At 64.4% G+C, this 12,407-nt stretch carries 11 protein-coding genes; 1 reads left to right on the top strand and 10 read right to left on the bottom strand.

Annotated elements, in window-relative coordinates; genetic code table 11:
• Positions 1-671: 671 nt before the first annotated feature.
• The 8 genes from moaC to RCI06_RS09775 all read right to left on the bottom strand — a co-directional run bounded on the left by moaC (position 672) and on the right by RCI06_RS09775 (position 9,447).
• Positions 672-1,148 (bottom strand): cyclic pyranopterin monophosphate synthase MoaC, encoded by a 477-nt coding sequence (gene moaC / locus RCI06_RS09810; protein WP_373690853.1) that lies wholly within the window; start codon positions 1,146-1,148, stop codon positions 672-674.
• The gene (locus tag RCI06_RS09805; protein ID WP_101551846.1) at positions 1,145-2,170 is read right to left on the bottom strand and encodes a molybdopterin-binding protein; all 1,026 of its coding nucleotides are present in this window, start codon (positions 2,168-2,170) and stop codon (positions 1,145-1,147) included. The genes moaC and RCI06_RS09805 overlap by 4 nt, the downstream gene beginning before the upstream one ends.
• On the bottom strand, positions 2,157-2,519 hold the full coding sequence (locus RCI06_RS09800) for a winged helix-turn-helix domain-containing protein (RefSeq protein ID WP_242970861.1): 363 nt from the start codon (positions 2,517-2,519) through the stop codon (positions 2,157-2,159). Before RCI06_RS09800 ends, RCI06_RS09805 begins: the two co-directional genes overlap by 14 nt.
• Positions 2,520-2,666: 147 nt before the next feature.
• Complete coding sequence (xdhC, locus tag RCI06_RS09795) at positions 2,667-3,152, bottom strand: xanthine dehydrogenase subunit XdhC (RefSeq protein ID WP_276872145.1); 486 nt, start codon at positions 3,150-3,152, stop codon at positions 2,667-2,669.
• Complete coding sequence (gene xdhB, locus RCI06_RS09790; RefSeq protein ID WP_306575871.1) at positions 3,146-4,033, bottom strand: xanthine dehydrogenase subunit XdhB; 888 nt, start codon at positions 4,031-4,033, stop codon at positions 3,146-3,148. The genes xdhC and xdhB overlap by 7 nt, the downstream gene beginning before the upstream one ends.
• Positions 4,034-4,049: 16 nt before the next feature.
• On the bottom strand, positions 4,050-6,344 hold the full coding sequence (xdhA, locus tag RCI06_RS09785) for a xanthine dehydrogenase subunit XdhA (RefSeq protein ID WP_306575868.1): 2,295 nt from the start codon (positions 6,342-6,344) through the stop codon (positions 4,050-4,052).
• A 191-nt stretch (positions 6,345-6,535) separates the two neighbouring features.
• The gene (locus RCI06_RS09780; RefSeq protein WP_101551856.1) at positions 6,536-7,960 is read right to left on the bottom strand and encodes an NCS2 family permease; all 1,425 of its coding nucleotides are present in this window, start codon (positions 7,958-7,960) and stop codon (positions 6,536-6,538) included.
• A gap of 206 nt (positions 7,961-8,166) precedes the next feature.
• A complete protein-coding gene (locus RCI06_RS09775; RefSeq protein WP_306575865.1) occupies positions 8,167-9,447 on the bottom strand; it encodes an amidohydrolase family protein in 1,281 nt (426 codons plus the stop codon).
• A gap of 271 nt (positions 9,448-9,718) precedes the next feature.
• On the opposite strand from RCI06_RS09775, the gene RCI06_RS09770 reads away from it, so the two are divergent.
• Positions 9,719-10,468, top strand: coding sequence for a GntR family transcriptional regulator (locus RCI06_RS09770; protein WP_101551860.1), 750 nt, complete (start codon positions 9,719-9,721; stop codon positions 10,466-10,468).
• A 218-nt stretch (positions 10,469-10,686) separates the two neighbouring features.
• Here the strand turns inward: RCI06_RS09770 and RCI06_RS09765 are convergent, their stop codons facing one another.
• Both RCI06_RS09765 and RCI06_RS09760 read right to left on the bottom strand, forming a co-directional pair.
• Positions 10,687-10,815 (bottom strand): hypothetical protein, encoded by a 129-nt coding sequence (locus RCI06_RS09765; RefSeq protein WP_256152701.1) that lies wholly within the window; start codon positions 10,813-10,815, stop codon positions 10,687-10,689.
• Positions 10,816-10,827: 12 nt separating this feature from the next.
• Positions 10,828-11,982 carry a sodium ion-translocating decarboxylase subunit beta gene (locus RCI06_RS09760; protein WP_101551862.1) on the bottom strand — a complete coding sequence of 385 codons (1,155 nt, stop codon included), beginning with the start codon at positions 11,980-11,982 and terminating at the stop codon, positions 10,828-10,830.
• Positions 11,983-12,407: the final 425 nt, after the last annotated feature.

Below are 12,407 nucleotides of genomic sequence, written 5' to 3'. Positions count from 1 at the left end.
CCTCCCCGGGCGCACTTCCGGTACGGTTCCGGAGACTCTCGGGCAGAGGCATTGCTCCCGCGGCGCGGCGGCTGGCGGGATGCTGTAGGCTCGTTCGCTCATCCGTGACAGGGCGCCGCCGACTTTGGCCGAAGGCCAACCGGAGGCGACGCTGGGGTCGCAGGGATTTGGCCGCAGGCCATCCTTGTAGAGAATCCGGCCCGCAGGGCCGGGTCCGCGAAGCGGACTCAAGCCGGGGCCGCGGGGCGGAGCGCCCGCGAGCGGCCGTCGCGCGTAGCGCGCTCCGGGCATCCGCCGAAGGCGTCCTCTCAGGATTCCGGCCCTTCGGGCCGGGTCGCATGGCGACTCCCTACGGGGAATCCAAAGGGGGCCTGTGGCCCTCTTTGAATGCGCGTCGCCGCTTTGCGGCGCTCGCCGCAGGCGAGGAGCGCATCTATGCCCGGGCAGGCCGCCTAAGCCCCTCGCGCCCTTCTTTGGTGACTTTCTTTGGCGTAAAGAAAGTCACTCGCCGTCGGTCGACTACCGACATGCTCCGCCGCTCAATGAGCGGAAAATCCTAGACCGCCGTCGGTCGACATACCGACAGGCCCCCGACCCTCGGGTGGAAATCTCAAACCGCCCCGGGGCGGGACCCGGCAGCTTCGCAGCTCGCTGAGCGGCAAATCTGCAAATCACCGATCAAACACGCCGGATTTCCCGCCCTCCTTATGGATGAGACGGATGTCTCCGAGGACCATTCCCCGGTCGATCGCCTTGCACATGTCGTAGATGGTCAGCAGCGCGACCGATGCGCCGGTGAGCGCCTCCATCTCAACGCCGGTGCGCCCGGTGAGTTGGACGGCGCAGGCCGCCTCCACCTCGAGCGTCTCGGGCAGGAGCTCGAAGTCTACCGTGCATTTGGTGAGCATCAGCGGATGGCAGAGCGGAATCAGCTCGGAGGTGCGCTTGGCGGCCATGATGCCCGCCACCCGCGCCACACCGAGCACGTCGCCCTTTTTCGCGGCGCCCGTGCGGATCGTCTCAAAGGTCTCCGCGCTCATACGGATGCGGCCCTTGGCGACCGCGATGCGCAGCGTTTCCGCCTTGCCGCCGACGTCCACCATGACGGCGTTGCCGTTCCGGTCGATGTGGGTGAGCCCGCTCATCACACGCCGCCCTTTCCAAAGCCGCAGTTGGGGTAGTGGCAGGTCTCGCAGTTCAGGCAAAGGCCGCCGTTCCCCAGCCGTGCGAGGTCCTTCGCGGTGACGGGGTCGTCCGCCATGACGCGGGGCAGCACAAGGTCAAAGATCGTCCGGCGTGCGTACATGACGCAGCCGGGCAGACCCATGATCGGCTTTCCGTCGAGATAGGAGAGCAGAAACATCGCGCCCGGCAGCACCGGCGCGCCGTAGCTGACGATCCTTGCGCCTGTCGCCTTGATGGCGGCGGGGGTGCGGTCGTCGGGATCGACGCTCATGCCGCCCGTGCAGACGACGAGGTCCGCGCCGTCCGCGAGGAACGCCTCGATCGCGGCGGTGATGCCCGCCGGGTCATCGCCGCAGAGGGTAACCCCCATCACCTCGCCGCCGTACTCCTCGAGCTTGGCGGCGACGACGGGCGAAAAGGCGTCCTTGATGCGGCCGTAAAAGACCTCGTTTCCGGTCGTGACGATGCCGCATCTCTTTTTTTGATAGGGCAGCAGGGAAAGCAGCGGCTTGTCTCCCGCGATCCGTTTTGCCTCGTTCATCTTTTCCTCGGAAATCACCAGCGGGATCACCCGCGTGCCCGCCAGCTTGTCGCCCGCCTTCACCGGCAGGTGGTTGCTGCGCGCCGCGATCATGATCTCGCCGAGGGAATTGATCGCGTCGAGCCGCTCCACATCGATGGAGAAGAGCCCGTCGCAGGTGGCGGAAAGCTCGATCTTTCCCTCCTTGACCGGGCTTTCGGACATGTGTTCGTTTTTGCACAGGTCGCAGAGGATGCGCGCCCCCTCGTTTTCGTGGAGCATGCCCTCCTGCTTTTCCCAGATGTAGAGGTAGTCCTTGCCCATCGAGAGCAGCACCGGGATGTCCTCCGCGGTCACGACGTGCCCCTTGCGGAAGCGCGCGTCCTTGGTCACCCCGGGAATGATCTGCGTCATGTCGTGGCAGAGCACCTGCCCGACCGCATCCTCCGTCTTAATCCGTTTCATTCGTATCCCCGCCTTCAAAACATTCTGTAAACAGCCTCTGGGCCGCGTCCTGCACCTCCTGGCGGAACCGCTCGTAGCGCTCGAGGAACCGCTTTCCCCCGGCGGTCACGCTCGAGGAGCCGCCGCCGGCGCCGCCGACGCGGCGCTCCATCAGCGGAAAGCCCAGTTCCCCCTCCGCCTTGCGGATGATTTTCCACGCCTTGCTGTAGCTCATCTGCATCTCGGCGGCCGCCGTTTGCAGCGACCCGGTCCGCTCGACCAGCCGCAGCAGGGACGCCACGCCCGGTCCGAAAAACTTTTCCGACCGCCGCAGGCTCACCCGCAGCGAGAAGGACAACCCCTCTGGCATCATTCCGCGTCCCTCCCGACCGTTATGTTATCGAAAATATATCGTTTTCACCATATTACCACAAATTCCGGAAAAGTCAATGTGGAGGATTGACAAAGGCGGCCCCGCCGCGCCTGCGGCGGGGCCGCCCGGGACAGGATCAACGGGTTATTTCCCGACGACCCTGTAGGTCTCGTTGACGATCCGTTCCATCGCGTTGAGGATGTTCTGGTAGCCGGTGCAGCGGCAGAGGTGGCCGGAGATGAGCTTGCGCAGCTCCTCGCGGCTGTACTTTTTGCCGGTGCCGACAATCTCCACCGCCGTCATAATGAGTCCCGGCGTGCAGAAGCCGCACTGGACCGCCGCCTCCTCGATGAACGCCTGCTGGATGGGGGACAGCTCCCCGTTCGGGCCGCGCAGGCCCTCGACGGTGAGGATGTGTTTCCCCTCCGCCCACACGGTCAGGTAGATGCAGCTGTCGATCGCCTCGCCTTCCACCAGCACGGTGCAGGCGCCGCATTCGCCGACCTCGCAGCCGCGCTTGACGCTCGTGAGCCCCAGGCGGTTGCGCAGCGTGTCAAGCAGGCTCTCCCGCTCGTCGACCGCCAGCTCGACCGATTTGTCGTTGACCGTCATCTGAATCAGTTTCAGCATTCTACCGCACCTCCCGCATGGATGATCGCCTGTTTCAGGGCGCGCCGGCTGAGTTCGCGCACAAGCTGGAGGCGGAACTCCTTCGAGGCGCGCCAGCTCGTGCGGGGATTGACCTCCCCGGCGGCCGCCTCCGCCACCGTCTGGAAGAGGTCCGGCCCGATTTCCCGCCCGCGCGCCAGCCCCTCCGCCTTATGGCAGCGGATGGGGGTGGGCGCGGCGACGCCGAACGCCAGCCGCAGCTCCTCCACGGCAGATCTGTCCGCCGTGAGCTTCACATGGACCGCGCAGCCGAGCGTCGCGATGTCCATCGCGTTGCGCTGCGCGTATTTGATGTAGTGGCCGCCAAAGCCGTCATAGTCCGCCTTCGCGATCCGGATGGCGGTCAGCAGCTCGCCGTGCGCGAGGTCGACCTTCCCGGGGCCGCGGTAGAAATTTTCCAGCTTCACCCGGCGCACGCCGTCCGGGCCGGTGAGCTCGAGCTCGGCGTTCAGCGTCAGCAGCGTCGAGGCGCTGTCCGCGCTTGTCACGCCGTTGCAGACGTTGCCGCCGATTGTGCCGATGTTCCGCAGCTGCGGTCCGCCCGCCTGGTCTACCGCGTCGCCGAGCGCGGGCAGGTGCGCTTCGACCAGCGGGTCGTTGGTGACGTGAGAAAAGGTGGTCGCCGGGCCGATGACGATCGTGCCGTCCGGCTCGATCGAGATGCCCTCCAGCTCCCGGATGCCGTGGATGCTCACGAGCGAGCAGCCCGCGAGCTTGCCTTCGCGGATCTTGACGAGCACGTCGCTGCCGCCGCAGATGACGACGGCGGACGGGTCCTTCACAAGCGCCGCGATCGCGTCGGGGACGCTCTTTGCCAGGTGGATTTTCTCGATATCGTACATCCCTTCGTCCTCCCCTCTATTGGATGAGCCCAGCGGCGGTGAACTGTTCGACCAGCTTCTGCGGGTTCAGCGGCAGGCTGTCGACCGCCACGCCCGTCGCGTCGAGCACCGCGTTGCGGATGGCGGGGGCCGGCGGGATGGCCGGCGGCTCGCCGAGCGATTTGTTTCCATACGGCCCGCTCGGGTCGATCGTCTCCACAAAGCCGACGTTCAGCTCCGGGGTGTCCATCGCGGTGGGCAGCTTGTAGTCGAGCAGGTTGCCGTTGAGCGGGCGGCCGCGGTCGTCGAAGCGGAGCTGCTCGCCCAGCGCGTAGCCGAGCCCCATGCTCATACCGCCGTGGACCTGCGCCTCGGCGAGCTGCGGGTTGATGAGCACACCGCTGTCATGGACGTTGATGATGTCGAGCACCTTCACCTTGCCCAGCGGGATGTCGACCTCCACCTCCGCGAAGCAGCAGCCGAACGAGAAGGTGTTGTCCTTGCAGTGGTAGGTCTCCTCCGCCGTGATATGTACCGAGCGGTCGAGGCTGTAGAACGCCTCCATCGCGAGGTCGGCGAGCTCGACGAGCTTTTCGCCGGTGTGCGCGTCCACCACCGCGCTGTCCCGCAGGTCCATCGTGTCGGCCGGGCGCTTTTTGAGATAGGCCGCGTAGTCGAGGATGCGGGCCTTAAACTTCTCGGCGGTCTTTTTGACCGCCATGCCGCTCACATAGGTCTGGCGGGAGGCGTAGGCGCCCGTGTCGAAGGGGGCCACGTCGGTGTCCTGCACCGTGACGATGTGGATGTCCTCCAGCCGGATGCCCGTCGTCTCGGCGGCCATCTGGGTGAAGACGGTGTCGGCGCCCTGGCCGATCTCGGTCGCGCCCATCTGGAGCTGCGCCGAGCCGTCCTGGTTGAGGATGAGCCGCGCGCTCGCCGTCTCGAGCGAGATCGGGTAGACGCCCGTCTTGTAGCTGAAGAGCGCCATGCCCACCCCGCGCCGGACAGGGCCGGTCTGGCCGCGGTAGGCCGCGCGCTTTTCGTCCCAATGGATGTGCGCCTTGCCCTTTTCGATGCAGGCGAGCAGCCCGCTCGAATAGCAGGTGATGCCGGTGCCCGGATCGACGTAGCCGGGCTTCATGCAGTTCTTCTCGCGCAGCTCGACCGGGTCGAGCCCCAGCCCCCGCGCGATGTCGTCCATGTGGGCCTCCATCGCGAAATCGACCTGCGGGATGCCGTAGCCGCGCATCGCGCCGCCCGACGGCAGGTTCGTATAGACGGTGTAGGCGTCCGCGTCGAGCACCTTTTCATCCTGGTAGAGGTGCCGGTAGGCGTTGGAGGCGTTCGCCACGATCGCGTGGCCGTGGGAGGCGTAGCCGCCCTGGTTGGACCACGCCTCGAACTTGCGCGCCACGAGCCGGCCGTCGGGGCGCACGGCGGTTTTGAGCTTGAATTTGATCGCGTGGCGGGTGCGGGTGCAGGAGAAGGTCTCCTCGCGCGAAAGCTCGATCTTGACCGGGCGCCCGCCCACCTGCATCGTCAAAAAGGCGTTGAGCGGCTCGTAGAGGACCTCCTGCTTGTTGCCGAAGCCGCCGCCGATATAGGGCTTGATGACGCGGATCTTCCCCCACGGGATGCCCAGCGCCTGTCCGCAGACGCGGCGGACGATGTGGGGGATCTGGGTGGAGGAGACGACGACGACCCGCCCCTTTTCCATATAGGCGTAGGAGACGGGCACCTCGATGTGGCAGTGCTGGACCGCCTGGGTGTCGTACTCCCCCTCGAAGACCCGCAGGGAGGGGTCCGCCTTCACGATCTCGTCGAAGTCCCCCTCGCCGATCGTGAAACGGCTGTGCGCCAGCAGGTTGTCGGGGCGCTCCTCGTGGATGACCGGCGCGCCGGGCGCGAGCGCCTGCTCGACGGTGGTGACGGCCGGGTACTCCTCATACTCCACGCGGATGAGCCGCGCGGCGCGGGAAGCGGCCACCTCGTCCTCCGCGACGACCGCGGCGATGTCGTCGCCGTAGATGCGCACCCGCCGGTTGAGCAGCATACGGTCGGCGACGTCCTGGTGCGCGGGCTCGACCGACCAGGGATGGCCGGGGGTGGGGTACTGAATCTGCGGCGAATCGAAGCAGGTGACGATCTTCACCACGCCGGGGACCTTCTCGGCCTCCGAGAGGTCGAAGGATTTCACCAGCCCGTTGGCGATCGTGCTGCGCACGACCTTGGCGACCAGGCAGTTCGCGGGGCGCAAATCGTCGGTGTATTTGGCCCCGCCGGTCACTTTCTCGTATGCGTCCACGCGGGTGATGCTCTTTCCGATTCCCATATGACAAGCCTCCTTGCGGATAAATTAGAGGGATCGATTTATAACGGCAAGCCGCGCAGCGCGGCAGGGTGTTCATTAGTCATAAGTAATACTATTCCGACGAGAAAAAAACAGAACCGCACCAGCGGGGATAAACAAGGTGCTTTTGCCTCCCGCCCGCGGCGGGAGGCAAAAGCACGGGACGGCGGCAATCAGCCGGTCGTCATGAACGCGAAACGGAGTACGAAGAGGATGACGAGGACCACGGTGAAGGGCTTGATCTCCTTGTATTTGCCGGAGAGCAGCTTGATGAGCACGTAGGTGAACAGGCCGAACGCGATGCCGTTGGCGATCGAATAGGTGAACGGCATGAAGGAAACCGTCACGAAGGAGGGGATCGCCTCGGACATGTCCGAGAAGTCGAGGTCCTTGATCGAGCTGAGCATCAGCACGCCCACGAAGACGAGCGCCGGAGCGGTCGCCGCGCTGGGGATGATGCCGACGATCGGGGCGATGATGATCGACGCGAGGAAGAGGATCGAGGTGGTCAGGGAGGTGAGTCCCGTGCGGCCGCCCTCGGCGATGCCGGTGCTCGACTCGACGAAGGTCGTCGCGGTGGAGGTGCCCAGGCAGGCGCCCACGGTGGTCGCGATCGCGTCGGACATCATGGCTTCACGCATGCGGGGCATCTCGCCCTTATCGTCGAGCATCTTGGCCTGGCGGGCGGTGCCCAGCAGGGTGCCGATCGTGTCGAACATGTCGACGAGCGAGAAGGAGATGACGATCATCACGAGGGTAAAGATCATCTGGAAGATGTTCGTCGCGCCCGCGAAGAGCCCGCCGAAGTCCATCTTGAAGAGGGAGACGTTGACGAAGTCGGAGAACTGCCGGCCAACGTCGAGCGAGAAGCCGTGGAAGGAAGTCACGCCGAGCGGAATGCCGACGATCGTCGCCACGACGATGCCGATGATGATCGAGCCCTTGATGTTGCGGGCGTGCAGCGCGCCGATCACGACGAGGCCGATAAGCGCGACGATCGCGGAGCAGATGAGGCCGCGCAATTCGGGATCGCCCATCTTGGAGAAGTCGACGAGCGCCACGAGGGTGGACGAGTTGGAGACCACGAGGCCCGCGTTCTTAAGCCCGATGAGCGCGAGGAAGAGGCCGATACCGGCGCTGATCGCTCCGCGCACACAGTGCGGGATCGCCTTGACGACCGCCTCGCGGAAGCCGACCGCCGTGATGAGGATGAACAGGATGCCGGAGATGAAGACGATTGCCAGCGCCTGCCCGTAGGTATAACCCATGGTGAGGACCACCGTGTAGGCGAAGAAGGCGTTGAGCCCCATGCCGGGCGCCTGCGCGAAGGGGACCTTCGCGTACATCGCCATCAGGAAGGTGCCGAAGAAGGAGATCAGGCAGGTTGCAAAGAATACGCCGTTCTGGACCTGCGCGGCATATTCCGCCTGTCCCATGATGTTGAAGGGGTCGGCGAGCATGGTCGGGTTGACGACGATGATGTACGCCATCGCCACGAAGGTCGTGAAGCCGGCCAGCACCTCGGTCTTCACGTTGGTGTGGTTCTTTTCGAGCTCAAAATAGCGCTCAAAGAACCCCTTCTCTTTTGTCTGTGTCATTGAATTACCTCCTCACAGTTTGCATCTGGCCGCGCGGCATTGCCGCAGCCGCACGGCGCGAATGGTTTCCGGCCCTCCGGCCGGACTGCTTCTATGAGATGCGCGGCCGCGGGTGGTCCGTCCGCTTCCGCGCGCCCATACAAAAACTGTTCCGCCGCCACAGGCGGCCGGGGGAATGTCCTGACAGGCATGGGTTCCGATCTGTTTTATCTGACGCGCGCGCCCGCGACATATTTGCCGCGCACACAGCGTCCGTCGTCCAGGTAGAGGATCCGCTCCAGCCGCTCCACCGGGGTGAGCGCCTGCGGATGCGGGAAGCCGCTGTCGTCGAGCACGACCGCGTCGAACTCGTACCCCTCCTCGAAGGAGCCGACCTTCCCGAAGAATTCCCCGCCGCCCTTGGTGCCGAGGTAGAACGCCTCCGGCACGGTCAGCGGCCGGAGGGAATCGTCGAGCAGCCGCCAGCGCAGCTTGGAGGCCTGCACCGCGTCCGCCATCGCGTGGAAGACGGAGAGCGAAAAGCCGCCCGCGATGTCGGTGCCGAGCCCGACCTTCATGCCGCGGTCGAGGTAGGCGCGCACCGGCGCGACGCCCGATGCGAGGTTCGTGTTCGACTGGGCGCAGTGTGCGATGAAGACACCGCGCGCCTGCATGAGGTCGATCTCCTCCCCGGTGCTGTGCACGCAGTGGGCCATGATCGTCGGGGCGTCCCCGCCGAAAAGGCCGAACCGGTCGTAGGCGCCGCCGTAACAGCCTGACCAGGGGCAGAGCTCCTTCACCCACGCGATCTCGGAGAAGTTCTCCGACAGGTGGGACTGCACCGGGAGGCCCGTCTCCCGCTGGAGCTTTCCGAGGCCTTCCATCAGCTCGTCGGTGCAGGAGGGGGTGAAGCGCGGGGTGAGGATCGGGGCGACGTTCCTGTACTTCCCCTTCGTCTCGGAAATCCACCGCGCGGTGTCCTCGAGCGAGGCGGCCGCGCTCTCCTCCCGCAGGATGTCGGGGCTGTTGCGGTCCATGTTGACCTTGCCCACCAGCGCCCTGACGCCCGTCTCCTCAATGAGGTCCATCAGCAGCTCGGTCGCGGGGCGGTGGATCGTCCCGAACACCGCCGCCCGGGTGGTCGGGGAGGCCGCCAGGTCGTCCGCGAAGATGCGGTAGGCCCTCCCGGCGTAGGCGGGGTCGGCGTATTTTGCCTCCTCGGGGAAGGTGTGGGTATTCAGCCAGTCGAGCAGCTCGAGGTCCATGCCCAGCGCCCGGAAGGAATACTGGGGCGCGTGCAGGTGCAGGTCGACGAGGCCGGGGATGACCAGCCTGTCCCCGCAGTCCTCGACGGGAATCCCCTTGAACCGCTCGGGCAGCTCGGTAAAAACGCCGGCGGTCTTCCCTTCCTCGCAGACGAGGTAGCTTTCCGGCATGCAGACAATCGCCCGGGGGGTCGGCGTATGCAGAATATGGCCCCTGAGCGCGAAAGTTGTCTTCTCTAACATAATACTGCCTCCAGAAGATTTTTGCAATCGCCGCTTGTGTTTTTGACAAATATCGAGTATAATTGAACATATACTTCTTCCAAGCCCGGCGATTGTGGAAAGTTTTTGTGTGTTTCGCGTATAAGTCATACTTATTACTTCATAATGATATCCTATTTAAAGTATGAAAGCAAGATTCATTTTCCATAAAATAGTTTGAGGCGGATTGTGAGTTCTCACAGTCGCGCCCGTCCGCTATGCGGGCGATTTCGCAGGAAAGAGGGAATCGGCCATGCCAGCAGAATACGAACTGCCCCACCTCGGGGGAAAGCTGATGTCCACGCAGGTCAGCGCGCTGCTTATCCGGGAGCTCTCGGAGGGCGTCTTCCAGCAGGCGGACCGGCTGCCCAGCGAGGTGGAGCTGTCCGAACGGCTCGGCGTCAGCCGCACCGTCATCCGCGACGCCCTCTCCGACCTCGAGCGGGAGGGGCTCATCGAGCGGGTGCGCGGCATCGGGACCGTCATCAACCGCGAGATCGTCAACCTCACCAGCCGCCTCGACCTCAAGTTCGAATATAACGAGCTCATCCGCGCCGCGGGCTACACCCCCCACAGCGACAGCATCTCCCTGCGGGTCGAATACGCCGACGAGGAGCTCGCCGAAAAGCTCCAGATCGACGTGGGCGCGGGCGTGATCGTCTGCGAAAAGCGGGTGCTCGCCGGCAGCATCCCCGTCATCTACTCGGTCGACTACCTGGCGCTCTCCCTCTTCGACGGCATGAGCTACGCCGACATCGACTGGTCGGAGCCGATCTTCGATATCCTCGACCGCCACTGCGGGCTGATCGTCGTCACCGACATCGCCCGCGTCTCGGCCACCAACGCCACCCCCGCCATCCGGCAGAAGCTCGGCGTCCCGGACGGGGACGCGCTGCTCCTGCTCGACGAGGTCGGCTTCTGCAAGCTGAGCCGCCCGGTGCTGCGTTCGCTGGAGTTCTATACCGACTTCTTTGATTTTACCATGCTGCGCAAGAAATTTTAACCCTCAAAACCAAAAGGGCGGACGGCCTCTGGCCGTCCGCCCTTTTTGCGCGGGGTCACTCCCCCCGCTTAACATATTCCACGGCCATCGCTGCCAGCCCAAGCAGGAGCATCCGCCCCGAAAGCGCCAGCGGCGGGACCATTCCCGGCTCCGCCACGGTGGCATCCTTCCCTCTTTGCGGACCGGTGCCGGGGCGCGCCGGAACGCGCCCGCGGGTTCTATTCCTCCGGTTTTTTGCCGCCGAACTTCGCCAGCAGCGCCACCAGCCCCATGATGAGGAGCATGACGGCGAAGATGCCCGCCATGCCAAGGCCCATGATCTCCAGGGAAATAATGAAGTTTTCCATTTCACAGCCTCCTTACAGGAAGAGCGGGACGAGATAGAGCAGGATCCCGCCCGCGATGACCGATCCGATCTGCCCCGAGACGTTCGCGCCGATCGCGTGCATGAGCAGGTGGTTCTGGTTATCCTCCTTGAGCGCCATCTTCTGGACGACGCGCGCCGACATCGGGAAAGCGGAGATGCCCGCCGCGCCGATCATCGGGTTGATCTTTTTCCCCTCGGGCAGAAAGACGTTCATGAGCTTCGCGAAGAGCACGCCGCCGACCGTATCCATCACGAAGGCCGCCAGCCCCAGCAGCATGATGACCAGCGTCTGCGGGGTCACGAAGGCGTCCGCCTGCATCGAGAAGGAGATCGTCAGCCCCAGCAGCAGCGTGATGATGTTGGCGAACTCGTTCTGCGCCGTCTGGGAGAGGGAGTTGAGCACCCCGCATTCCCGCAGCAGGTTGCCAAACATCAGAAAGCCCACGAGCGCCACCGACATCGGCGCGACCAGCCCGGCGATGACCGTTACGAGGATCGGGAAGAGGATGCGGGTCCTCCGGGTCACGTCCTTGGGGTGGTAGGGCATCCGGATGCGGCGTTCCTTCCGGGTGGTGACCAGGCGGATGGCAAACGGCTGGACGATCGGCACGAGCGCCATATAGGAGTAGGCCGCCACCGCGATCGCCCCGAAATAGGGGGTGCCGAAAATCTTCGAGACGAGGATCGAGGTGGGGCCGTCGGCCGCGCCGATGATGCCGATCGAGGCCGCGTCCGCGAGGGTGAAGCCGAACCACGGCCCGAGCAGGGTCACGAGCGAGAAGGTGAAGAAGATGCCGAACTGGGCCGCCGCGCCAAAGATCATCATCTTGGGGTTGGAGAGCAGCGGCCCGAAGTCGATCATCGCGCCGATGCCGATGAAGAGCAGGATGGGCAGCGCCTCCGACGCGTCGATCAGCGTCTGGAAGAGCCACTGGATGATGCCCGGCGCGGGGATGCCGCCCTGGAGCACCTGGTCGAGCACTCCGGAGAAGGGCAGGTTCACAAGGATCGCGCCGAAGCCCATCGGCATGAGCAGGGCAGGCTCGAACCCCTTTTCGATCGCCAGATAGATGAGCAGCCCGCCGATCGCATACATAACCAGTTGCTGCCAGGTGATGGCCGTGACGCCGCGCAGCAGAAATTCCATTTGCAACTCCCCTTTTCCTGATTTATCTTGCCCCGCCGCCAAACAAAAAAGACCTGTGTTCCGGAAAACGAAACACAGGTCTTGTCATTTCAAGTTAAACCACGGCCAAATGGCCCGAGATGTTGATTTAACTGCACCGAACGTGCCGACTACTCCCCCGGGGCGATTCAGTTTTCAAATGCGCATGTTGCTACAAATATATCTTAGCACAACCCGCCCCCTTTGTCAATTCCTCCCTGCGCGCGCCTCCATTTTGCAGCAGAATCCCCGCAGACTTGCATTTTATGCGGATTTGTGCTATCATTGGTACTGTTGAACGAATGGAGGCGGCCGGCATCTTCCGGGAATCCCAGCGGGGCGAAGCGCCCTTTTGTGCAGGATTTTTCGCGGTGGAGTGCAGGAGGGCCGCTGTACGCAACGGAACC

The sequence above is a fragment of the Anaerotruncus massiliensis (ex Togo et al. 2026) genome (assembly GCF_030825285.1).
GTDB lineage: Bacteria > Bacillota > Clostridia > Oscillospirales > Ruminococcaceae > Anaerotruncus > Anaerotruncus massiliensis.
Note: the sequence above shows the minus strand (reverse complement) of the source record. Positions and strands in the feature narration are given on the sequence as shown.